The organism is Paenibacillus sp. FSL P4-0113 (genome assembly GCF_038009305.1).
In the GTDB taxonomy this organism is placed as follows: Bacteria; Bacillota; Bacilli; order Paenibacillales; family Paenibacillaceae; genus Paenibacillus; species Paenibacillus polymyxa_D.
Genome location: NZ_JBBPAZ010000001.1, coordinates 1,207,322 through 1,228,956, shown reverse-complemented (window position 1 = coordinate 1,228,956; position 21,635 = coordinate 1,207,322). Strand labels below are relative to the sequence as shown.

The following is a 21,635-nucleotide window of genomic DNA, read 5'->3' as shown; positions in this document are numbered from 1 at the left end:
TCCCAACCCATGTAGTAATTGGTTAGGAGTTTTTTGCCTATGTTCTACATTGTTATCTAAGTTGCCTGTCAATTAATTCCTCAAGCGCATCTGCTATGTGATCTGGTCCATAGGATAGCTCTTCCCGGCTTAAGCTCAACCAGGCATGACGCTCATCCATATCAAAGGCACTCTCCAGCCAACCAGACAACCCTCTGCCCCTGCGGTCTACTTCTACAAGCACATGCACACCCTCGGGTTCCAACTGCATAACCAACTCTAGTTCCTCGATATCCCGTGCATATTCCGAGCCGGGCGTAAATTCAAACTCCTGCACGAATGGAACACTGCGTCCAAGCTTGGGGTGACGTTCGCATGAGGAGGAGCGGAATCGGAAACCCAACAGGTGAACCGCCTCAAACACTGTATTCATATAGGGATGTGGCTCAATTTTGAGTGAATCACGATCGGTCGGGTCCAAAGCCATGCCAATATCTAATGCTGTTTCCAGCCAGACGGGCTGTTTGGCGTGAGTAACAGGAGTTTCCAACGGCAACCTGAAGGAAAAAGGAATTTCAAGCTCTTGTCCTTGCTCTAGATGAAAGCCGTCAGATACCTTAATTCGTGCAATGCAGCAGGTGGTGACGGTTTTTTTATCATCGTGCTCTACGATATATTCAGTCTTGAGTTCAATATCAATTTTGCCGATTTCCTGATCAATTTTACCGCCTTTGATACGTATGATGCCACTAAGTTCTTCTCCAGGCACATATACAGTCTGATCCACCAACGTATCGACTTTGGCTGAACCGATTCCTGCACTTGCTAAGATCTTGTTAAAGAAACTCATCATTCCGTCCCCCCGATAATCTTATGGTTATTATGCACAAAAAAATAAAAACTTGTACAGCTTAACGGATATACGGGGAAATAGCTTGAACCGTTCCAAAAAAATGCAAGAAAAAAGTAATGGAAAACAAGTGGGCGTATGGAGTTTGCCGACCCATGTAGCTTACTATTCGCAGTTCACTTTATGAGGAGGTATAAAGCAATTTCGACAACGAGGCTCATAAGCCTCAGAGTCGCCGATCATCACAATAGGTCCCACAGTGGAAGGTTTACCATTTACCATACGTTGCGTAAATACTGCTTCCGAGCTGCCACATACAGCGCAAAAGGAAGTTAGCTTCTCGATGTCATCCGCCATGGCGAGCAGACCACCGACATAGCCGAATTCCTTGCCTCGGTAATCCAGATTCAGCCCATCAGCAATGACATGCTTGCCGCAATAAGCTAGCTCTTGTACGAGCGACATAATATGACGACTGAAAAACTGGACTTCGTCAAAGGCAACCACGTCGGCATCTTGTGTTTCTTGCAAAATACGCTGAACGAGCTCATCTGTGAGTTTTCTTGGGATAGAGATAGCGGGCAGCCGATATCCGATCCGGCTTACTATTTCGTCCTCGGCATAACGGTTATCTTCAGCGGGTTTGTAAGCGACCACTTTACGATGCCCGTATTGGATTAGTTTTTGACAGCGGCGAATCAATTCGCCGGATTTTTCACTGAACATGGGGCCTGTAATAATCGTAATTCGTCCTGTAGGCAAAGCGAATTCCCCTCTCTCTAACATGTACATAACACTGTTAATCTTCTTCTCCGAAAGAAAACGCCATTATAGATTACCATAACAGCCGTATACAGACTAGAGAAAATATATTGATTTTCGACATGTTTTTGTATGTCCATTCCTAAAACGTAAATGTGGTCGTCATTGCTCTGCCGCCGCGGGCATGATATGGTGAAGCGTAGTGGAATGAAGGGAAGAGTGAAAGGCATGGACGAAAAAAATACGGATTATAGTGCCAAAAAAGGAGCATTACTGGAGCAAGGGCTTATCAGCCCGCAAGCTCTAGAACTCATCACTGAGCTGGAGACAGAGCTGAACTTTCTGCGCAAGCAAAATGAATCATTTCGCAAGGCGCTGCGAGCCAAATCAGCACAAAGTCCAAGGATGTCTACCAAATTACGAGATGCGCTGTATGAATGATATGGAAAGAGATCTGGATTAAATGGTTAACTTTTTTGTAGCCTATGCCTAAACGCTATATTTTGTACAGTGAAATAAAGAGAGTACAATAAGCTGTATATAATCAATTGTTAATGGAGGAGAAACATGACTATACATTGTGATGTCGCTATTTTGGGTGGAGGAACCGGGGGGTATGTAGCAGCCATTCGTGCCGCCCAGCTTGGTAAAGAAGTGGTTATCATCGAAAAGGACAAGCTTGGCGGAACCTGTCTGCACCGTGGTTGCATTCCGAGTAAGGCCTTGCTGCGCAGTGCGGAAGTATATGCGACAATTAAGGAAAGTGCACAATACGGTATTGAGACATCGGGAGCACAGCTTGTATTTCCCAAGGTTCAGGAGCGTAAGGAAGCCGTTGTGGAGCAGTTGCATCAGGGCGTTCAATTTTTGATGCGTAAAAATAAAATTACGGTGCTGAGCGGTAAGGGACGCGTGATTGGGCCGTCTATATTTTCTCCAAAAAGCGGGGCAGTTGCTGTGGAATTAGAAGATGGCGAGATGGAGACGATTGTTCCTGCACATCTCATTATTGCAACGGGATCACGCCCGCGTGTGCTGTCCGGGCTAGAGCCAGATGGCGAATTTATTCTGAGCAGTGACGAAGCGTTAACGATGGAGGAGCTACCCGCATCCCTGATTATCGTGGGCGGTGGTGTGATTGGCGTGGAGTGGGCTTCCATGCTAAATGATTTTGGCGTAGAGGTTACGGTGGTTGAAGCCGCGAATCGCCTCATCCCCACGGAAGACGAAGACGTTTCGCGTGAAATGCAGCGCTTGTTAACCAAGCGTGGTGTCAAGGTGCTGACGGGTTCACAAGTGCTGGCTAAAACATACGGCAAAGATGAGGAAGGCGTACAGATTGACGTGCAAAAAGGGGAAGAAACCGAAACCCTCAGCGCTTCCAAATTGCTCATTTCTGTAGGGCGTCAGGCCAATGTGGAAAATATCGGGCTGGAAAATACGGATATCCGCGTAGAGCATGGCTTTATCTCGGTTAATGAGCATTTGCAGACGAATGAGCCACATATTTACGCCATTGGAGATTGTATCGGCGGCTTACAACTGGCGCATGCGGCAAGCCATGAAGGTTTGCAGGCGGTTCATCATCTGGCGGGCGAAGAGTTTCACAGTGTACCTAACCATCTGATTCCGCGGTGTATTTATACACGGCCTGAAGCCGCGAGCGTCGGCTTAACGGAGCAAGAAGCCCGTGAGCGTGGACATCAGGTGAAGACAGGGAAATTTCCTTTTCAAGCTATCGGAAAATCGCTAGTATACGGCAGTCGGGACGGCTTCGTCAAAGTAGTGGCCGACGAGAAGACCCATGATATTCTCGGTGTACATATGATCGGTACGCATGTGACGGATCTGATCAGCGAGGCCGCTCTTGCGCAACTGCTGGATGCTACGCCGTGGGAAGTCGGACAGCTTATTCACCCGCATCCGACGTTGTCGGAGATTTTGGGAGAAGCGATGTTGGCCGTTGATGGACAGGCGATTGGCATATAGACCTTTCAAATAAATCGGTGCTTTTCTTTTTGGGCAGAAAAGGATTATAATGGGGTTAGCCAGAGTTTAGTACCAGGTTTTAAGACAAGATGGTACTAGGTACTGGAAGTAGGATGTTTGACACTTAAGGAGGTGCCTCAATGAGTTCTAAAGGCGCTGTAGACGCTGGCTTCAGACATGAGCAGCTGGGACTTACTCACGGACAAGTTATTGATATGTACAGATATATGTTGCTCGCAAGAAGATTTGACGAGCGCAACATGCTCCTGCAACGGGCAGGGAAAATTAATTTCCACGTTTCTGGCATTGGACAGGAGGCGGCACAAGTAGGTGCAGCTTTCGGCCTTGACCGGGAAAAGGACTATTTTCTTCCCTATTATCGGGATTATGGATTCGTGCTTGCGGTAGGAATGACGCCGCGCGAACTGATGCTGTCGGCATTTGCTAAGGCAGATGATCCCAATAGCGGTGGTCGCCAGATGCCAGGTCATTTTGGTAGTAAACGGCTACGTATTGTGACAGGCTCCAGCCCAGTAACGACACAGGTTCCGCATGCAGTGGGTGTAGCTTTGGCTGCCAAAATGCAGAAAAAGGATTTTGTATCATTTGTTACGTTTGGGGAAGGCTCCAGCAATCAGGGAGATTTTCACGAGGGCTGTAACTTTGCTGGTGTACAGAAGCTGCCAGTCATCATTATGTGCGAGAACAATCAATATGCGATATCGGTTCCGATTCATAAACAGTTGGCAGGCAAGGTAAGCGACCGTGCATTGGGATATGGATTCCCAGGGATTCGAGTCGATGGTAATGATGCGTTGGCCGTATATGCGGCGGTGAAAGAAGCACGGGAACGTGCTGTCCGTGGTGAAGGTCCTACGTTGATCGAAGCCATGATGTACCGTCTGTCTCCTCACTCCACCTCGGATAATGATCTGGCTTACCGAACCAAGGAGGAAGTGGATGAGAATTGGGCCAAGGATGGCGTAGCCCGTATGAAAAGCTACTTGATTGAATGCGGCATTTGGGATGAGGCCAAGGATGCGGATCTGTCGGCTGAGCTGCTGCTCGAAATCAAGGAAGCGATTGAATATGCAGATAATGCGCCTTTTCCAAAGCCCGAAGATACGCTGCTGCATGTGTATGCAGATAGCGATGGGGAGGGCCTGTAACGATGGCGATTATGGAATATATTGATGCGATTCGTCTTGCGATGAAAGAAGAGATGGAGCAGGATGAAACAGTTTTTGTATTAGGTGAGGATGTCGGGGTGAAGGGCGGTGTCTTTACAACGACAAAGGGGCTGATGGACCAATTCGGTGAGCAACGTGTCATGGATACGCCATTGGCTGAGTCGGCTATTGCCGGGGTAGCGATTGGTGCAGCCATGTACGGAATGAAGCCGATTGCTGAAATGCAATATTCGGACTTCATGCTTCCGGCGACGAATCAGATTATTAGTGAAGCAGCTAAAATCCGCTACCGCTCTAACAACGATTGGAACTGTCCTGTTGTAATTCGCGCACCAATCGGTGGAGGGATCTTTGGCGGTTTGTATCACTCTCAGTGTCCAGAATCTATCTTTTTTGGTACGCCGGGTTTGAAAATTGTTGCTCCATTTACACCTTATGACGCAAAAGGATTGCTGAAAGCAGCCATTCGTGACCCTGATCCAGTGCTATTTTTTGAAAATAAAAAATCCTACAAGCTGATCAAGGGTGAAGTGCCTGAGGATGATTATATCGTTCCGATTGGCAAGGCTAATCTATTACGTGAGGGTGACGATATTACGGTCATCGGTTATAGCCAGCCTTTGCATTTTGTCATGCAGGCTGCTGAGGAATTGGAGAAGGAAGAGGGAATTACTGCACAGGTTGTGGATTTACGCACACTCCAACCGCTGGACCGCGAAGCCATTGTTGAGGCTGCACGACATACGGGTAAAGTATTAATCGTGCATGAGGACAACAAAACGGGCGGCATCGGTGCCGAGGTATCGGCTATTATTAATGAGGAATGTCTGTTCGAGCTGGATGCACCGATTGAGCGCCTATGTGCTCCTGATGTACCAGCTATGCCGATCAGTCCACCGATGGAGAAGTTTTATATGTTAAACAAGGATAAAGTGAAGGAAGCCATGCGCCGTCTTGCAATGTATTAATATAGGGCAGATTGGACGAAAGCATTCCAAAAGTGTAGCGGGGGTAGCGGTAAAACGCGCCCTCCTATGATGTTAAGGAGTTGAAAAAATGTCAGACCAAACACAATGGAACGACGTGACCATGCCACAACTGGCAGAATCGCTCGTATCGGCGACAATTGCCAAATGGCTCAAACAACCTGGGGAAACGGTAGAGCAATTCGAGCCGATTTGCGAGGTTATTACAGATAAAGTGAATGCAGAAATCCCATCCACATTGGACGGCATTATGGGTGATCTGTTGGCAGAGGAAGGTCAGACAGTAGCGGTAGGCGAGTTAATTTGCCGTATTCAGACGAAGTCGGCTGCACCTGCAGTGGCATCAGGGGCGACACCTGTTGCACCAGCATCTCAAAGCACCGTACAAACACAAACTCAGCAGAGTGCTGGATCGGATCAGTCCATGAGAGGACGGTTTTCCCCAGCGGTGCAAACCCTGGCTGCTGAGCATAATGTGGACTTAAGCCAAGTACCAGGCACGGGCATGGGGGGACGAATTACCCGCAAAGACGTGCTGAATTATGTGCAGCAGGGCAGTTCCGCTGCCACTGGAGCATCTGGACAGCCGACTGTGACGGCAACAGGACAAGGCTCTCCTTTTGCAGGAAGACAGCAGTCTGCCCCTCAGTACAGTACACCGATTCAAAATATGGACCCTGCTATTCCGGTTCGTAACAGTGGGATTCATTTGACGGAGGCTCCAAAAGCTCCTGTGATCGAAGTTGAGGGTGGCAACAATAACAGATCCGAGTATTTTATTGATGTTACACCCATCCGCAGTGCAATTGCTCGCAATATGCGACAAAGTGTTTCCGAAATTCCACATGCATGGACGACGATTGAGGTGGATGTGACCAACCTGGTGATGCTCCGCAACAAGATCAAAAACGAATTTAAACAAAAAGAAGGCATCAATATTACGTATCTTGCTTTTCTCATGAAAGCAGTTGTGAATGCAATCAAGGAATATCCGATCATGAATTCGGTCTGGGCAGTGGATAAAATTATCATCAAAAGAGACATCAATATTTCGTTGGCCGTGGGTACAGAGGACTCCGTTCTTACCCCTGTTATTAAAAAAGCGGATCAGAAAAATATTGCTGGTTTAGCTCGTGAAATTGACGATTTGGCACGTAAAACCCGGGAAGGCACGCTCAAATTGGACGACATGCAAGGCGGAACGTTCACTGTAAACAACACAGGCTCCTTTGGTTCCATTTTATCTTATCCGGTGATTAACTATCCGCAGGCTGCAATTCTTACCTTTGAATCCATTGTCAAAAGACCCGTGGTTATCGATGATATGATTGCAGTTCGCTCAATGGCTAATCTGTGCTTGTCGCTGGATCATCGTATTTTGGATGGAGTGATCTGTGGACGATTCTTGCAACGGGTTAAAGAAAATCTTGAAGGCTACACTTTGGATACGAAGCTGTACTAATCATCCGAACAGTTGAGGAAATGTACGGAGAGGAAGTGACAGGCCGTGAACAGACGACCGCTTGATGTAACCTATACGAATAGGATGGAATATGCCCATGCATGGGATGTCCAGAAGGAGATTGTGGGAAAGCTGGATGCGGGAGAGGCAAGAGAAACGCTTATGCTTCTCCAGCATCCACCGACCTACACGATTGGCTCTCAGCGGCATCCTGAGCATTTGCTCCTCACACCAGAGCAACTGAAGGAGCAGGGAATCAGCGTCTTTCAGATTGACCGTGGGGGAGACATTACATATCATGGGCCGGGGCAGCTTGTCGGATATCCTCTACTTATGCTCGGCAACCGGGAGGCGCTGAATCTGCATGGATACCTTCGAAGTCTGGAGGAAGTGATCATTCGGTTGTTGGCATCTTATGGGGTTGAGGGAAGTCGTAAGCCTGAATATACGGGGGTATGGATCGGGAATCTTAAAATTGCGGCCATTGGTGTCAAATTCAACAAGTGTAAGCACCGCCGGGGCTTCGTAACCAGCCATGGCTTTGCCTTTAACATCAAATCAGAGATACAGCATGAGGGCTTTGAGGGCATTGTCCCGTGCGGAATTCAGGAATACGGTGTGACATCATTGGAGGACTGCATACAGAAGCCTACGTCGGTGGAGCAGATTGCGAAGGAAATTGTACCGTACTTTGAACAGCAATTTTCATTTGCTGCGCAATGGCAAACGCATTCTTTCCAATAAAGGTAAGGCGGGCTATTGTGTATTTACACGGGAGCCCGCCTGTTTGCTTTACGTAACAGCTCGTCCACTCAAGGCTTCATAATGCCTTAGAGCAGCCGGATACCTTGAGCGGTATAGTTATTATAGTGGCATAATAAACGGCTCAATTACCATGAACAGTGTAGAACCAATCATAGCTGCGAGCATAATGTAGACGAAAAAACGAACCCATTTTTTGTTCGACATGTGTAACTCCTTTAGGATAGGTTTAAGTCATAGATAAGAACATCTATCCGTATTGTAGCGTAATCGGGAAAGAGAGGAAAGTTTAATGACAGTAAAAGTAGTAAAAGACCGAATCGTACAGGAATTTATGGAACTCGTACAGGTGGATAGCGAAACGAGAAATGAGCAGGAAATATCACGCGTCCTAAAAGAAAAGTTTAATGCTCTCGGGCTGGAAGTAATGGAAGACGATTCTCGTGAAAGAACTGGACATGGTTCAGGCAATCTGATCGTCACCTGGAAAGCGGAAGGTGTAGAGCAAGCACCCAAATTATTTTTTACCTGCCACATGGATACCGTTACTCCGGGTAAAGGCATTAAGCCGCAGTTGGGTGAGGATGGCTGGATTCGTAGTGACGGTTCAACGATTCTGGGGTCTGACGACAAGGCGGGAATTGCTGCTTTGTTCGAGGCGATTCGTGTCGTGCGTGAACAGAATATTCCCCATGGTCAAATCCAGTTCGTGATTACGGCTGGCGAGGAATCTGGTTTGATGGGGGCACGTGCGATGAAGCCAGACGTGCTAGATTCTGATTTCGGATATGCTTTGGATTCGAATGGTGAGGTCGGCTCTATTTGTATAGCTGCCCCCACGCAGGCACGTATTGAAATGAAGATTACTGGGAAGTCCGCTCATGCGGGGGTAAATCCCGAAGATGGCATTAGTGCCATTCAGGTCGCTTCTAAAGCAATTTCTAAAATGAAACTAGGACGGATTGATAAGGAAACGACCGCTAACATCGGCAGTTTTGAGGGCGGCGGCGCGACGAATGTGGTATGCGATTTTGTGTTGATCCGTGCAGAGGCACGTAGTATTGTGCAGGAAAAGGTTAATCATCAAATTCAGCATATGCGTGAAGCGCTGGAAACCACCGCACGCGAATTTGGTGCACAGGGAGAGTTCCGCAGTGAAGTCATCTATCCGGCATTCAGCTTTACGGAGCATGATGAAGTTGTACAGGTTGCACAACGTGCAATTCAAGGACTGGGACTGGCAACGCCAACCTTTCATTCCGGTGGTGGCTCAGATGCAAATGTGTTCAACGGGCTTGGAATTCCGACGGTGAATTTGGCTGTGGGCTATCAGAACATCCATACAACAGAGGAAAAGATCAAGGCCGATGACCTGGTGAAGGTTGCTGAAGTTGTCGTAGCTCTGATTCAAGAAACCACAAAATAAACTTGTATCATACACTTGCAATATATTGAAAAAAGGTTCAGGTTAAAGACAGGAACAGTGTTCCTTCGTCTTTAGACCTGAACCTTTTTTGGAACAACTAGCGAAGCGATAGTGGCTTTAGGTCCGTGTTCCTTTTGCCATTGGCGCAAGAGTGCTTGAATCTGCCAAGCTTTACCAACGATATGGAGGGTGCTTTCAGTACGGTAGCTTTTCATTTCTGCATCTCCTCATGACAGGAAGTTTGTTATTCTACCACCAGCTTATGTACAAAGTGGACAAGTTAGACTAACTTTGGTGATAATTAATAAAGAAAGATAGATATGAAGGAGGAAACTTACTGATGAACGAGCAAACGAATGGACAATTGAACAATTCAACAAACGATGCACCTCGCAAGCCTTATTCGAATCCTGCGCTAGACGAAAAGACCGTGTCCACACAGCCTATCTTTGAGGGAAAGGTTATTACATTACAGGTGGACACGGTAGAGCTTCCCGACGGCTCCACTGGAAAGCGTGAGATCGTAAAGCATCCAGGTGCGGTGGCTGTTTTGGCTCTACATGAAGGGAAAATGCTGGTCGTGGACCAGTACAGACAGGCGATGGGGCGCTGTGAGGTGGAAATTCCTGCAGGTAAGCTGGAGCGGGGTGAAGACCCGATGGAAGCAGCGGGACGTGAGCTGAGAGAAGAGACAGGTTATACTGCCAAGTCGTTGAAGCTGCTGCATTCCTTTTATACCTCTCCTGGGTTTGCGGATGAAATCATTCATCTGTATGTGGCCGAAGAGCTGGAGTTAGGTGAGATGGAACCGGATGAGGATGAATTTCTGGAGCTGTTTGAGGTGACGCTGGAAGAAGCACAGACGCTCATTCGTGAAGGACGGATTAGTGATGCCAAAACGATTCTGGCCGTCTATGCATGGCAACTCCGCCAACTTACAGGGAGCTTCTAAGCGTATGGATGAAAATATAGTAGAACTTAACGACTACTTTGCAGACTTGCATATTCATATTGGCAGGACAGAGAAGGGAAATCCGGTCAAAATTAGTGGCAGTCGCGATCTGACCTTTGCCAACATAGCTAAGGAAGCCTCCGGTCGCAAAGGAATTGGGCTGATCGGTATCATTGACTGCCATGCACCTAATGTACAGGAGGATATTCGTACCTATTTACATACGGGTGAAATGAAGGAAATCAGCGGCGGCGGTATCGCATACCAGGATACGGTTATTCTCCTTGGCACGGAGCTGGAAATACGTGCTGAAGGTCGCCCTGAGGCGCACGTACTGGCCTACTTTCCAGATCTGGCGGCGATGGAGGATTTTACCCAATGGCTGGCCCGGCATATGAAAAATGTTAATCTCAGCTCACAACGAATCTATGCACCGCCACGCGAGTTGCAGCAGCAAATTTACGGACGTGGAGGCATTATGGTGCCAGCGCACGTGTTTACTCCTCATAAGGGCATATACGGCAGTTCAGCGGCCCGTATGGAGGAACTGCTGGATATGGAGCTCATTAGTGGGGTGGAGCTGGGACTGAGCGCAGATTCGTCTATGGCCGGTTTAATTTCGGAACTGGATCGCTTCAGCTTTCTCACGAATTCAGATGCCCATTCACTCGGGAAAATCGGAAGAGAATACAATAAATTATCACTGGCGAAGCCGTGTTTTGATGAATTCAGAATGGCTTTGGAGCGGCGGGAAGGACGACGGGTGCGTGCCAACTACGGATTAAATCCAAAACTGGGCAAATACCATCGCTCTTACTGTCAAAGCTGCGGTACGATTATTGACGAGCAACAGATGGCGGATGAACGCTGTCCTGACTGTGGTCATACCAAGCTGGTGCGAGGAGTGCTGGATCGAATATGGAGCATTGCCGACCGTGAGCAACCCATGATTCCCTCCCATCGTCCGCCGTACATTTACCAGATTCCACTGGAATTTATTCCAGGTCTGGGCAAAGCCAAGCTGAACCAGCTATTGGCTGCATTTGGAACAGAAATGAATATTTTACATGAGGTTACACAGGAGGAGTTAGCAGCAGTCGTCGGAAAAGTGCTGGCAGAGCAAATTGTGCTTTCACGCGAGGGGCGACTGTCGCTTGTATCCGGTGGTGGTGGAACATACGGCAAAATAGCTAAGTCCTAGTAAAGTCTTGTCCCTCTAAAGGCATATCAGCGTCTGCTTGTTCATAACCATAAATTATCTATGCCGCTGGCTTGGCACATCATTCGTGATGTTTGATCCGCAGCGAAAGCTGCCCCATTTCTAGCCATCAGCCGTCGGATTACGGTTGTTTTTTGGACAAACAAGCAGATGAAAGGGGCAGGACGCCGATGCAATGGTTTCGTCATACGTTAAAGGATCAGACGCCATATTATGTGTTCTTGGCTGTGCTGTTTCTGGTGGGAGTCGTCTTTGGCGCACTTATGGTAAACGCACTCTCGCTGGAGCAGTTACAGGATTTGTCCCGTTACCTGAAGGATTTTTTTGTAACGGTCAATCAAAACGAACAGGGCTTCGCTGATTCGCAGGCGGCTTCGACCTTTTGGGATAGCGTATCTTTACATCTGAAATGGGTCGGCCTAATTTGGGTGTGTGGCCTTTCGGTTATTGGTCTACCGGGTATTCTTGTATTGAATTTCCTCAAGGGTGTGCTAATCGGATTTTCAGTAGGTTATCTGGTGGGGCAATATTCGTGGAAAGGACTGCTATTTTCTTTGGTTTCAGTTGCTCCCCATAACCTGCTCGTGATTCCGGTACTGCTCGTCTGCAGCGTGGCTGCGATGACTTTTTCCATCCATATGATCAAAACCAAAATACTCGCTACCCGGCCGTCAGACGGAATGCTGCGTCCGTTGCTGTCTTACGCAGGGTTGACTGCTGTGATGATCGTGCTTCTTATTGGTAGCGCGTCCTTTGAAACTTGGATCACCCCGGTTATGATGCAATGGGTCACTCCTATGCTGACAGCTTCCGTGTCATCTTGATCCGTTTCAAAATGTTTGACTTTATTTGTATAGACCCCCTATAATAATAGGAGTGAAAAAAGTGCAGTAGGCAGTAGCTTTGCAGGGGGAGGGAGACACATGGAAGCACGGATCGAAAAAATTAAGCAGCAGCTGCAATCCCAGGGCTACAAACTAACGCCTCAGCGGGAAGCCACCGTCAGAGTTTTACTTGAGAACGAAGATGATCATCTGAGTGCGGAAGATGTATTTATGCTCGTCAAAGAGAAAGCTCCCGAAATCGGTCTGGCAACCGTATACCGTACCCTAGAACTGCTAAGTGAACTGCATGTCGTGGAGAAAATTAATTTTGGTGATGGCGTTGCGCGTTATGATTTGCGCGGCGATACAACCAAACATCACCATCACCATTTGATATGTGTGCAGTGTGGCAGTGTAGATGAAATACTGGAAGATTGGCTTGGACCATTGGAGGAGCGCTTGGAACGGGAATATAACTTTACCGTAGTGGACCATCGTTTGGACTTCCACGGTATTTGTTATCGTTGTAAGGCGAAGAACGATACGACCGCTCAGAAATCTTTGGGCAAATCCAGAAAAAACAAATCTCAGGACTAAAAGCTGACTACCCAAGCTCTCACCGACGAAGATGCGTTCGGGAGAGCTTTTTTGGTTCGGAGCCTGTTGTTCGGGATTAAGCGGTATAAAAAGGAATAGCTTGTCATACCCTTCCATAGAGAGTCCTAATTAGGACCATATTCTGGGGAAAAGGCGGCTGATCCACATGGTACTATCGTTGCGGAGCGGACTAAAATGGCTACGTTTGGTAATCTTGTTCGGGGCGCTGGCATGTATGTTCTTTTTTAGCCTCAGGCTGTTTACAGATTGGATAACACCTGTAGATCATTACCGAATACCGGAAGGACATGCAGTGAAGGTATTTGGCGGACAAAAAGTAAATGAAGGGTCCGAGCATCGAATAGCAGTGTTGGAACGTTTACGTTTCTTTTACTGGTATGGTGAATAGTCTAAGTAATCGGTCTTGATGAGCTTATGAAATGATGAAGGTAGCACACGAAGAAGCAGGCGCTGAGACTGAACCGCTGTATGCAGAACAAGGAGACTTTTGGAACTCATGAAAATGTACATTCAACCTTTCGTTCAATTTATGGAAGAGGAAAAGGGTTTGTCGCGCAGCACTTTGGAAGCGTATCAACGAGACGTACAGCAGTTTGTCGAGTTCGCAGAAAGCTGTGGTATTGAGCAGCCGGATAATGTCCAACGGTCACATCTGGTACTGTATTTGGGCCATTTGAAGGAACAGGGAAAGGCTGCGGCGACAATATCACGTAGCGTCGCCTCCATTCGCTCCTTTTTTCATTTTCTTATTCGGGAGGGAATTACGATCCATGATCCGTCTGTTCTGCTGGAGCTGCCCAAAGCGACTAAAAAGAAGCCCTCGGTGCTAACGCAGGATGAGATAGAGCGTTTGCTGGCCGCGCCAGATGTGACTGCCCCGCAAGGGGTGCGAGACAAGGCGATGCTGGAGTTGCTGTATGCGACGGGCATTCGCGTATCAGAGCTGATTGCCTTAAACGTGCGTGACGTGCGCACCGATTTGCGCTTTGTGCATTGTGGCGGCGAGGCAGGCAAGGAGCGTGTTGTACCGATCAGCCGTGAGGCATCACAGTGGGCACAAGCCTATATGGACGAGCAGCGTCTATTATTGCTGAGATCCGGGCAGGGTGAAGAAGCTCAGGTAGAGCAGGATGCCATGTTCCTGAACGTATCTGGACAGCGTCTCAGTAGACAGGGCTTCTGGAAAATGATTAAGAAGTACGGCCAGGAAGCAGGCATAAGCGAGGATATCACGCCCCACACGCTGCGGCATTCCTTTGCGGTACATATGCTGGAGGGCGGAGCGGACTTACGCTCTGTACAGGAAATGCTGGGTCATGCTGATCTGTCAACGACGCAGGTATATGCGCAGACGGCCAGACGGAATATGAAGGAAGTATATGAAAAGCATCACCCGCACGGCGGCAACCGCACTTCTCATGAAAGCAAAGATCGAACATAACGATACTTTGGTTTCATAGAAAATGTGATAATGACTATAACTTTACGATTGTACAAGTCAGGAGAGATATTAATGTCAACAGCCAACCAAGCTACAATTCAGGAAGCAGCAGATTATATCCGCGCCAAGAGCGGAATACGTCCAGAGATTGGCCTTATTCTGGGATCGGGTCTCGGTATTCTGGCCGATTTAATTCAGGATGGAATTAGTATTCCTTATCAGGATATTCCCCATTTTCCTGTATCGACGGTAGAAGGTCATGAGGGTGAACTACTGTTAGGCACGATTGAGGGTCGCGCTGTCGTCATGATGAAAGGGCGCTTCCATATGTATGAGGGCTATGGCCCGCAGCTGACGGCTTTCCCAGTTCGGGTGATGAAGCAATTGGGGATTCAAAGTCTGCTGGTGACGAATGCAGCAGGTGGTGTAAATACTTCCTACGAAGCAGGCGATCTGATGGTCATCTCGGATCATCTTAATCTGACAGGACAAAATCCGCTGATTGGACCAAACGATGCCGGTCTGGGCGTTCGTTTTCCAGATATGTCGGAGGCGTACAGCCGCCGTTTGCGTGAAATTGCCAAGCAAACGGCTAACCAACAGGGCTTCAGCCTGCAGGAAGGTGTATATGCTGGATTGCTGGGACCTAACTATGAAACGCCTGCTGAAATCGTCATGCTGCGTACACTGGGTGCAGATGCAGTGGGTATGTCGACCGTATCTGAGGTTATTGTAGCCCGTCATGCAGGAATTGAGGTACTGGGCTTCTCTTGTATCACAAATATGGCCGCAGGCATTCTGGATCAGCCTTTGTCCCATGGTGAAGTGATGGAGACGGCAGAGAAGGTACGTGAGCAATTTTTAAAACTTGTGCTAGCGATTATTCCACAAATGTAGATTGGGGATCATGTTCAACCGAAGTGGTGGACATATATCCCAAGAGCCCCATATCCAAACGCCTTTTGATGGCGTGGGTATGGGGTTCTTTTTTACATACAGCGGTTGATTTGAGTAACATCTCCTAATGGAGAGGCTGTGTGCTCAATGCAGTTGAATTCGCTTTTTCTGCTACAGCCAGTTTATGTCGTTCTTGCACCTTGATCACAATAACCATAAAAATAATCCAGTAAATGGATAGCGAGTTCAGGAAACGGCTGTCCGTTATATTGTTCAATATGATAAACAGGAAAAAAACAGCTGCCGTCAGCCATGTATACATATCTGCTTTGCCAATTCTAAATTTAAATAAAGTGGTTATGGCGAGTGTAATGGTTGCCAGTAGTCCTGTAAGGCCCACATCGATCCACAGATCTCGGAAACCGCTATGGCTGCTTGTCAGATCAAAACGAATTCCATTCGCATAGATACTGGGCCGGGCTGCCCAGTAGGAGCCATAACCATGTCCGAACCAGTAATGGCTCTGAATCGCACCAGCAATCCCCTGCCAGATTTCCGTTCTTCCAGTTAAGGTCGTTGTCTTTCCGAATTCCGACGCAATCGCATCTCCATAAGTAAAAGTGAACACCAAACCCAAAAGAACGAGCAAGCAGGAACAGCTAATGAAGAAACCACGCAACGCAATGCTTCGGATTCTCTTGAATAGCAATATAAACAATATAAATACGAAGAACGAAGATGTCAGCATCAAAGAGGTGGTAGATTGGCACTTGATGAGCAATAAGGCATTGAGTAAGATGAAGCCAATATGCAAAACTTTATGTTTACCCCTGAAAAAGTAAATGACATGTGAAACAAAACCTAACAGAGAGAGAGTTCCGAGTGTATTTTTATGACCAGAGATGCCCTTCCATAGCCCAGTATGTTCCACGCCACCATGAATAGCAAAGGAGGGAACGAGCAAAACGGCGAGTAAATTGAGTATGCTCAAAATACTTAACGTAACGACTAAGAGACGAATGCAGCCCTGTATTGTATAATGGGTGGCCAAATAGAGCCCAAAGGTAGAGAAGGCAAGAAATTTGAGAACCATCAGCAAGGAAGAGGTCTGCTCTTGTTCAGCCCACAAACAGGAGGCAGCGATGTACAGCATGAGTAAAGTCAGCAACGGATTGTCGGCTAAGGTTGCGATCAATGATCTGAGTGAAGGTAGTAGCATGATATAGCTGAACAACAAGATGAGCAGGGAAATCGTGATAACTCTGGGAGACAAACCCTGACAAGCATAGGGAATCGAAAAAGCCAGTAAACCAGCTACTGTAAGTATATGTTTCACGGTTCCACCGCCTAGATACGTTATGTATCTATAATATACAAAACGTATCTTCTTGTACAATAATAATAAAATATTTATTTTCATTTTTCCCACGCCTAGAGCAAGCCCTCTTGTGCATATACTCAGTCCATGCTAAGAAAATGAAGGATTCTTCGGCTGGTCAAAGAGGAACTTTTTACGTTTTTAAACATGGGGGTGTTCGGGTGGCGGATCATTTTTTTACAGACCGTTTGAAGTTGAATTTGAGTGGTACGGGCAAAGAGTTAACGCCGCAGCAATTAAATGAAAATTTTAAAACCATTGAAAAAGAATTCATTGAACGCAGTGTAAACGTAAGCTGGTTTGGAACTGCTGGTGATGGTATTCAGGATGATACGGCAGCTTTGCAGGAATTGATTAATAAGACCCCCGATTATTCTATTCTTCACATTCCCAGTGGACGATACAAAATAACCTCTACCCTACAGATTCGCAAGCAGGGTGTACGCATTTTTGGCATTCATAAGGGCAGATACCGACAAGGCAAAGGGGTTACGTCGATTGAATATTATGGTACGGGCCCTTGTTTTCAAATTGGAGATGAAAGTCTACCAACGTTTAGCGGATTTCAAAATGTGCAGTTTCATGACTTATCGATCCGGTACGAGGGGGCTGACAGAGCCACATTAAATAATCCGTTTTCGCAGTCGGTGAAGCGTGGATATTATGGTAAAGGTACTTTGGGTATTCAGGATTGGAAGGGCGGCGGAGTTGCCCTGGATAATGTCCTAATTGAGCATTTCGAAACGGCTTTTTGGGGCTACGAAAGTGATGTCAATTTATTTAAATGCACAGAGATTAATTACAATAAAACAGGGATTCACTTGCAGAACAGAAGTTCACAGTTTACTAGCATAGCGCTTTTTACATTGGGGAACGATACGGCATTGGATCTGAATAGCTCCAACGGGGCTAGATTTTTGGCTAGCCAGCACATTAAGGATGGAAGTTCCAATGATATTCCCATTCTCATTAATGATTTTATGAACGCTGAATTTATAGGCTGCTGGTTTGAGGGACTAAGCAGAGAGCATAAGATGACAGTACCTTCTTTTATTCAAATTGGTGCTACTAAAGAAACCAAAAATGTGGCATTGCGTGACTCCATTTTAGCGATAGCGGATAAATTCAATGATACCCAATCCGTATGTAACTATTTTGTAGATGTGGTCATTGGCAAAAAAGTTTTGGTGGACGAGGTGGGAGGGTATCCCCGTAATCTAAAAAAGCTTATTTCTTTCTCTGGTAGTTCTTCCACACAGCAGGTGACACTTCGCTCACATTTGGATTTTAACTATAACAATAATCGTTATGACGAGAATAATGGGACAGGGCAGGCTTTGCTGCTGGTCGAGAAATACTCGAACAACGGAATTGAGCATTTGGACGAAACCTTTGTTAAAGCCTACCTGGGAGCGAGACAAAATCTTCCGGCAGGTAGTTGGCAGAAGGTGAAGTTCAATCAAATCAACCAGGATGAGCTGATCGAATTCGATGCGGTGAATAGTCGATGGCGAGCCAAGCGAGCTGGGAAATACAGAATACAAGTCTACATTTCGACCGATCCCCAAGTGGATGGAAACCGTACACGGTTAGCACTTCACTTGAATGATGAGCAGCTTGCCGGGAGTTCCGCCTATGCTTATCTCGATGACAGGATAATTGGCGGACTGAACTATAGTGCATTGAGTGGAGCAATGGAACTTAGACTGGAAGCGAATTCTTTTATTGATATACGGGTGTTCAGTCAAAATGCAATGGATATTCTACCAGGTGGAGGTATCACATATCTCACCGTAAGCCGAATTTAAACAATTATTTCACAGACGATAGATGTTCTGTCATTTTAGATATTGGAAAATGCGCACCATGCTGACTCAGCTTGGTGCTATTTGATGTTTTTAGTCATATGGAATATTTTTCTTTCATTCTGACGACAATGGTTAGCAGCACAGCGAATAGGCCGGAGGAGTAAGAAGTAAATAGGCTCCGGTGGTTTACGCCAATATGTTGAGGAGGGAACCGATTGTGAAGAAAAAAGTGGTGGCGTTCATCCTGGCTTGCCTGGTAGCCTTGACTGCCGTCCCTGTCGGCGGTTGGGCCGAAGAAAGCATACCTGATAGCAAAACCAAAGAGGGATCAGCGGCTGAGCTAGCTCCCCAGGCTCTCTCGGCGATCCTGATGGATGCAGATACGGGCACAGTCATCTATGAAAAAAACAGTCGTGAAAAGCTTCCTCCAGCGAGCATCACCAAGATTATGACGATGTTGCTAACAATGGAGGCCATTCAGGATGGCAAGCTTAAGCTGACCGATAAAGTTCGTGCCAGCGAATATGCATCTTCAATGGGGGGCTCGCAAATTTTCTTGGAGCCGGGAGAAGAAATGACGGTCGATGAGATGCTGAAGGGAATTGCGATGGCTTCAGGCAACGACGCCTCTGTGGCGATGGCTGAGAAACTTGCAGGGTCTGAGCAGGCATTTGTTGAGATGATGAACGCCAAGGTGCAGCAACTCGGGCTCAAGGATACGCATTTTGCCAATTGCAACGGTTTACCCGTAGAGAATCACTATTCTTCTGCGCATGATATTGCGGTTATGAGTCGGGAGTTGTTGAAATACCCGCAAATTACGAAATATACGGGAGCCTATCAGGACTATTTGCGTAAGTCCTCAGTCAAGCCCTTTTGGCTGGTGAATACGAATAAACTTGTCCGTTTCTATACTGGAGCAGACGGGCTGAAAACAGGCTATACGGCAGAAGCAAAGTTCTGTCTTTCCGCTACCGCGAAGCGTGATGGCTTGCGTGTCGTGGCTGTCGTGCTCGGGGAGCCAAATACGAAGATACGCAACAATGAAGTGTCTTCCATGTTCGACTATGCATTTTCTCAATATACAATGAAATCCATATACAAGCCGGGTGAATTGCTGGGCAGCGTAAAAGTTGAAAAAGGCGTGTTGCCAGAGCTGAAAATTCAGGCTGATCGTTCTTACAGTGTGCTGGTGAAAAAAGGTGGCAACAAACAAACGTTGCGTCATGAATTGCAACTGGCCCCAAGCCTCAAAGCTCCTGTCCGGGCTGGTGATCCAGTTGGTAAGCTGGTCGTCTATCAGGATGGACAACGGCTTAAGGAGTTTAATATCACTTCGCCTGTGGCTATCGAGAAGGCCGGATGGTGGAAATTGTTTAGACGTACCATGTCGAACCTATTTTCTTTGTAGATTTTACGGGGTTTTCTTCTAGTTTTGTCGGAGGGCAGGAATCGTCTGCGGCTACGTAGAAATCCTTGTCCAAGACCGGGAGGAGAGTGAGCAAGCATGAACCTGCAAATTGAAATGGAGCATCACCGGGGGGTACTGATTGTAAGGCTGTCTGGTGAGCTTGATCACCATACGTCGGACATGGTCCGTATGCAAATGGATGAGGCGATTCAGCGCCGGCAATGCGAGCATATTGTGCTCAGCCTGAAGAATCTTCAGTTTATGGATAGCTCCGGCCTTGGCGTTATCTTGGGACGGTACAAACTGATCAAGCAAAAGGGCGGAAAAATGGCAGTCTGTGATGTCAATCCGCCAGTACACCGACTGCTGGATATGTCAGGGCTGTTCAAAATCATGCCCATTTATGACAACGAGGGAAATGCGCTCACGGAACTGGAGGTAGTGTCATGAGAGAAGGCACGGGTAACAATTTCATGAGCTTGCAGTTTGCTGCAAAATCCGAGAATGAAGCATTTGCTCGTGTGGCTGTCGCGGCCTTTATTTCCAGGCTTGATCCCACAATGGATGAGCTAAGTGATTTGAAAACCGTGGTGTCTGAAGCGGTGACAAACAGTATCATTCACGGCTATGACAGCGACCCGTCAGGTGTCGTAACGATTAGAGTCGGGATTGAAGCGGACGTGATCACGTTGGTTGTTGAGGACGCAGGCCGAGGAATTGAGGATCTAGAACTCGCCAAGCAGCCTTTATATACGTCCAAACCTGAATTGGAACGCTCCGGCATGGGCTTTACAATTATGGAAAATTTCATGGATGAGTTTGAAGCAGTCAGTGAGCCGGGCGGAGGCACGTCGGTCCGGATGAAGAAAAGGATTGAATCCAAGAAAGCTTTATATAATTAGGAGTTGATCCTATGGAAGCAGGAGGAAAAAAAACTTCGCACAGCTATTTAGAGGATGCGGAAGTCAAGCGGCTTATTGCATTGAGTCAATCCGGTGATAATGAGGCTCGTGAGACACTGGTCAATAGTAATATCCGGCTCGTCTGGTCTGTCGTGCAGCGCTTTATGAACCGGGGGTATGAACCTGACGATCTTTTTCAAATTGGTTGCATTGGCTTGTTAAAATCGGTGGATAAATTCGATCTCAGCTACGAAGTCAAATTTTCAACATATGCAGTACCGATGATTATCGGTGAGATTCAACGGTTCTTGCGTGATGACGGTACACTCAAGGTTAGCCGTTCCTTGAAGGAAACGGCCAATAAGGTCCGCAAAATGAAGGACGAGCTATCCAAACGGCTCAACCGCCTGCCTACAGTCAAGGAAGTTGCTGATGAGCTGGGAGTGACGCCAGAGGACGTTGTTTTTGCGCAGGAGGCCAATAAGCCGCCTACTTCAATTCACGAAACGGTGTTCGAAAATGACGGTGATCCGATTACACTTATGGATCAGATTGCTGACGAATCCCAGGAAAGATGGTTTGACAAGCTGGCACTCAATGAGGCCATTGGCGGACTATCTGAGCGGGAGCGGTTGATTGTGTACCTGCGCTATTACCGGGATCAGACGCAATCAGAGGTTGCAAGTCGGCTTGGTATTTCTCAGGTGCAGGTATCACGGCTGGAAAAAAAGATTTTACAACTGATCCGCGATCAGATTGCCCAATAATAACAGTCAGGA

24 protein-coding genes are annotated in these 21,635 nt (G+C 47.1%); 19 read left to right on the top strand and 5 right to left on the bottom strand.

Going from position 1 to position 21,635, the window contains the following annotated elements; genetic code table 11:
• Positions 1-52: 52 nt before the first annotated feature.
• Both MKX46_RS04910 and MKX46_RS04905 read right to left on the bottom strand, forming a co-directional pair.
• Positions 53-829 (bottom strand): sporulation protein, encoded by a 777-nt coding sequence (locus tag MKX46_RS04910; RefSeq protein ID WP_341070954.1) that lies wholly within the window; start codon positions 827-829, stop codon positions 53-55.
• Between the two features lie 165 nt (positions 830-994).
• Positions 995-1,591, bottom strand: a complete 597-nt coding sequence (locus MKX46_RS04905) for a thymidine kinase (RefSeq protein WP_341070953.1) — start codon at positions 1,589-1,591, stop codon at positions 995-997.
• Positions 1,592-1,798: 207 nt separating this feature from the next.
• Between MKX46_RS04905 and MKX46_RS04900 the strand changes: the two genes are divergently transcribed.
• From MKX46_RS04900 to lipB, 6 genes are all read left to right on the top strand, one after another.
• Positions 1,799-2,032 carry a hypothetical protein gene (locus MKX46_RS04900; RefSeq protein ID WP_013310799.1) on the top strand — a complete coding sequence of 78 codons (234 nt, stop codon included), beginning with the start codon at positions 1,799-1,801 and terminating at the stop codon, positions 2,030-2,032.
• 126 nt (positions 2,033-2,158) lie between these two features.
• Positions 2,159-3,580 carry a dihydrolipoyl dehydrogenase gene (gene lpdA / locus MKX46_RS04895; protein ID WP_069012719.1) on the top strand — a complete coding sequence of 474 codons (1,422 nt, stop codon included), beginning with the start codon at positions 2,159-2,161 and terminating at the stop codon, positions 3,578-3,580.
• A 140-nt stretch (positions 3,581-3,720) separates the two neighbouring features.
• Complete coding sequence (locus MKX46_RS04890; protein ID WP_029517281.1) at positions 3,721-4,749, top strand: thiamine pyrophosphate-dependent dehydrogenase E1 component subunit alpha; 1,029 nt, start codon at positions 3,721-3,723, stop codon at positions 4,747-4,749.
• A gap of 2 nt (positions 4,750-4,751) precedes the next feature.
• Entirely contained in the window at positions 4,752-5,738 is a 987-nt protein-coding gene (locus MKX46_RS04885; RefSeq protein ID WP_029517282.1) for an alpha-ketoacid dehydrogenase subunit beta, read from the top strand.
• A gap of 88 nt (positions 5,739-5,826) precedes the next feature.
• Complete coding sequence (locus MKX46_RS04880) at positions 5,827-7,218, top strand: dihydrolipoamide acetyltransferase family protein (protein WP_340955797.1); 1,392 nt, start codon at positions 5,827-5,829, stop codon at positions 7,216-7,218.
• Positions 7,219-7,263: 45 nt separating this feature from the next.
• Positions 7,264-7,962, top strand: a complete 699-nt coding sequence (lipB, locus tag MKX46_RS04875) for a lipoyl(octanoyl) transferase LipB (RefSeq protein WP_341070952.1) — start codon at positions 7,264-7,266, stop codon at positions 7,960-7,962.
• Between the two features lie 120 nt (positions 7,963-8,082).
• Here lipB and prli42 read toward each other — a convergent pair whose 3' ends face one another.
• The gene (gene prli42 / locus MKX46_RS04870) at positions 8,083-8,187 is read right to left on the bottom strand and encodes a stressosome-associated protein Prli42 (protein ID WP_023989226.1); all 105 of its coding nucleotides are present in this window, start codon (positions 8,185-8,187) and stop codon (positions 8,083-8,085) included.
• An 85-nt stretch (positions 8,188-8,272) separates the two neighbouring features.
• Between prli42 and MKX46_RS04865 the strand changes: the two genes are divergently transcribed.
• Positions 8,273-9,406: a tripeptidase T gene (locus tag MKX46_RS04865; RefSeq protein ID WP_029517285.1), complete on the top strand. Its 1,134-nt coding sequence runs from the start codon at positions 8,273-8,275 to the stop codon at positions 9,404-9,406.
• A gap of 71 nt (positions 9,407-9,477) precedes the next feature.
• On the opposite strand, the gene mciZ is transcribed toward MKX46_RS04865, so the two are convergent.
• Positions 9,478-9,621 (bottom strand): Z-ring formation inhibitor MciZ, encoded by a 144-nt coding sequence (mciZ, locus tag MKX46_RS04860; RefSeq protein WP_341070951.1) that lies wholly within the window; start codon positions 9,619-9,621, stop codon positions 9,478-9,480.
• A 125-nt stretch (positions 9,622-9,746) separates the two neighbouring features.
• Here mciZ and MKX46_RS04855 point away from each other — a divergent pair, with 125 nt between their 5' ends.
• From MKX46_RS04855 to MKX46_RS04825, 7 genes are all read left to right on the top strand, one after another.
• A complete protein-coding gene (locus MKX46_RS04855; RefSeq protein WP_029517286.1) occupies positions 9,747-10,358 on the top strand; it encodes an NUDIX domain-containing protein in 612 nt (203 codons plus the stop codon).
• A gap of 4 nt (positions 10,359-10,362) precedes the next feature.
• Positions 10,363-11,559: an endonuclease Q family protein gene (locus MKX46_RS04850; protein ID WP_029517287.1), complete on the top strand. Its 1,197-nt coding sequence runs from the start codon at positions 10,363-10,365 to the stop codon at positions 11,557-11,559.
• A gap of 188 nt (positions 11,560-11,747) precedes the next feature.
• Positions 11,748-12,401, top strand: coding sequence for a stage II sporulation protein M (gene spoIIM, locus MKX46_RS04845; RefSeq protein ID WP_029517288.1), 654 nt, complete (start codon positions 11,748-11,750; stop codon positions 12,399-12,401).
• Positions 12,402-12,500: 99 nt separating this feature from the next.
• Positions 12,501-12,998, top strand: coding sequence for a ferric iron uptake transcriptional regulator (fur, locus tag MKX46_RS04840; protein ID WP_013310789.1), 498 nt, complete (start codon positions 12,501-12,503; stop codon positions 12,996-12,998).
• Between the two features lie 166 nt (positions 12,999-13,164).
• On the top strand, positions 13,165-13,407 hold the full coding sequence (locus MKX46_RS04835; RefSeq protein ID WP_341039548.1) for a YqzK family protein: 243 nt from the start codon (positions 13,165-13,167) through the stop codon (positions 13,405-13,407).
• A 108-nt stretch (positions 13,408-13,515) separates the two neighbouring features.
• Positions 13,516-14,460, top strand: coding sequence for a site-specific tyrosine recombinase XerD (gene xerD / locus MKX46_RS04830; protein ID WP_029517290.1), 945 nt, complete (start codon positions 13,516-13,518; stop codon positions 14,458-14,460).
• A 72-nt stretch (positions 14,461-14,532) separates the two neighbouring features.
• Positions 14,533-15,357 (top strand): purine-nucleoside phosphorylase, encoded by an 825-nt coding sequence (locus MKX46_RS04825; protein WP_013310786.1) that lies wholly within the window; start codon positions 14,533-14,535, stop codon positions 15,355-15,357.
• Positions 15,358-15,481: 124 nt separating this feature from the next.
• Here the strand turns inward: MKX46_RS04825 and MKX46_RS04820 are convergent, their stop codons facing one another.
• Entirely contained in the window at positions 15,482-16,693 is a 1,212-nt protein-coding gene (locus tag MKX46_RS04820) for an O-antigen ligase family protein (RefSeq protein ID WP_341039546.1), read from the bottom strand.
• A gap of 203 nt (positions 16,694-16,896) precedes the next feature.
• On the opposite strand from MKX46_RS04820, the gene MKX46_RS04815 reads away from it, so the two are divergent.
• The 5 genes from MKX46_RS04815 to sigF all read left to right on the top strand — a co-directional run bounded on the left by MKX46_RS04815 (position 16,897) and on the right by sigF (position 21,623).
• Entirely contained in the window at positions 16,897-18,543 is a 1,647-nt protein-coding gene (locus MKX46_RS04815; RefSeq protein ID WP_029517292.1) for a glycosyl hydrolase family 28-related protein, read from the top strand.
• Positions 18,544-18,760: 217 nt separating this feature from the next.
• A complete protein-coding gene (locus MKX46_RS04810) occupies positions 18,761-19,954 on the top strand; it encodes a D-alanyl-D-alanine carboxypeptidase family protein (RefSeq protein WP_341070950.1) in 1,194 nt (397 codons plus the stop codon).
• A 96-nt stretch (positions 19,955-20,050) separates the two neighbouring features.
• Positions 20,051-20,404 carry an anti-sigma F factor antagonist gene (spoIIAA, locus tag MKX46_RS04805; protein ID WP_013310782.1) on the top strand — a complete coding sequence of 118 codons (354 nt, stop codon included), beginning with the start codon at positions 20,051-20,053 and terminating at the stop codon, positions 20,402-20,404.
• Positions 20,401-20,856: an anti-sigma F factor gene (spoIIAB, locus tag MKX46_RS04800; RefSeq protein ID WP_029517294.1), complete on the top strand. Its 456-nt coding sequence runs from the start codon at positions 20,401-20,403 to the stop codon at positions 20,854-20,856. Before spoIIAA ends, spoIIAB begins: the two co-directional genes overlap by 4 nt.
• 11 nt (positions 20,857-20,867) lie before the next feature.
• Positions 20,868-21,623 carry an RNA polymerase sporulation sigma factor SigF gene (gene sigF / locus MKX46_RS04795; protein ID WP_023989213.1) on the top strand — a complete coding sequence of 252 codons (756 nt, stop codon included), beginning with the start codon at positions 20,868-20,870 and terminating at the stop codon, positions 21,621-21,623.
• Positions 21,624-21,635: the final 12 nt, after the last annotated feature.

Bases quoted from the DNA above. Each gene is read 5' to 3' on its own strand.
- MKX46_RS04900 (WP_013310799.1), top strand. From the start codon at position 1,799: ATGAAGGGAAGAGTGAAAGGCATGGACGAAAAAAATACGGATTATAGT.
- MKX46_RS04890 (WP_029517281.1), top strand. From the start codon at position 3,721: ATGAGTTCTAAAGGCGCTGTAGACGCTGGCTTCAGACATGAGCAGCTG.
- MKX46_RS04850 (WP_029517287.1), top strand. From the start codon at position 10,363: ATGGATGAAAATATAGTAGAACTTAACGACTACTTTGCAGACTTGCAT.
- xerD (WP_029517290.1), top strand. From the start codon at position 13,516: ATGAAAATGTACATTCAACCTTTCGTTCAATTTATGGAAGAGGAAAAG.
- sigF (WP_023989213.1), top strand. From the start codon at position 20,868: ATGGAAGCAGGAGGAAAAAAAACTTCGCACAGCTATTTAGAGGATGCG.
- MKX46_RS04825 (WP_013310786.1), top strand. From the start codon at position 14,533: ATGTCAACAGCCAACCAAGCTACAATTCAGGAAGCAGCAGATTATATC.
- MKX46_RS04835 (WP_341039548.1), top strand. From the start codon at position 13,165: ATGGTACTATCGTTGCGGAGCGGACTAAAATGGCTACGTTTGGTAATC.
- mciZ (WP_341070951.1), bottom strand. From the start codon at position 9,621: ATGAAAAGCTACCGTACTGAAAGCACCCTCCATATCGTTGGTAAAGCT.
- spoIIAA (WP_013310782.1), top strand. From the start codon at position 20,051: ATGAACCTGCAAATTGAAATGGAGCATCACCGGGGGGTACTGATTGTA.
- prli42 (WP_023989226.1), bottom strand. From the start codon at position 8,187: ATGTCGAACAAAAAATGGGTTCGTTTTTTCGTCTACATTATGCTCGCA.
- MKX46_RS04910 (WP_341070954.1), bottom strand. From the start codon at position 829: ATGAGTTTCTTTAACAAGATCTTAGCAAGTGCAGGAATCGGTTCAGCC.
- MKX46_RS04865 (WP_029517285.1), top strand. From the start codon at position 8,273: ATGACAGTAAAAGTAGTAAAAGACCGAATCGTACAGGAATTTATGGAA.
- lpdA (WP_069012719.1), top strand. From the start codon at position 2,159: ATGACTATACATTGTGATGTCGCTATTTTGGGTGGAGGAACCGGGGGG.
- MKX46_RS04880 (WP_340955797.1), top strand. From the start codon at position 5,827: ATGTCAGACCAAACACAATGGAACGACGTGACCATGCCACAACTGGCA.
- spoIIAB (WP_029517294.1), top strand. From the start codon at position 20,401: ATGAGAGAAGGCACGGGTAACAATTTCATGAGCTTGCAGTTTGCTGCA.
- MKX46_RS04885 (WP_029517282.1), top strand. From the start codon at position 4,752: ATGGCGATTATGGAATATATTGATGCGATTCGTCTTGCGATGAAAGAA.
- spoIIM (WP_029517288.1), top strand. From the start codon at position 11,748: ATGCAATGGTTTCGTCATACGTTAAAGGATCAGACGCCATATTATGTG.
- MKX46_RS04855 (WP_029517286.1), top strand. From the start codon at position 9,747: ATGAACGAGCAAACGAATGGACAATTGAACAATTCAACAAACGATGCA.
- fur (WP_013310789.1), top strand. From the start codon at position 12,501: ATGGAAGCACGGATCGAAAAAATTAAGCAGCAGCTGCAATCCCAGGGC.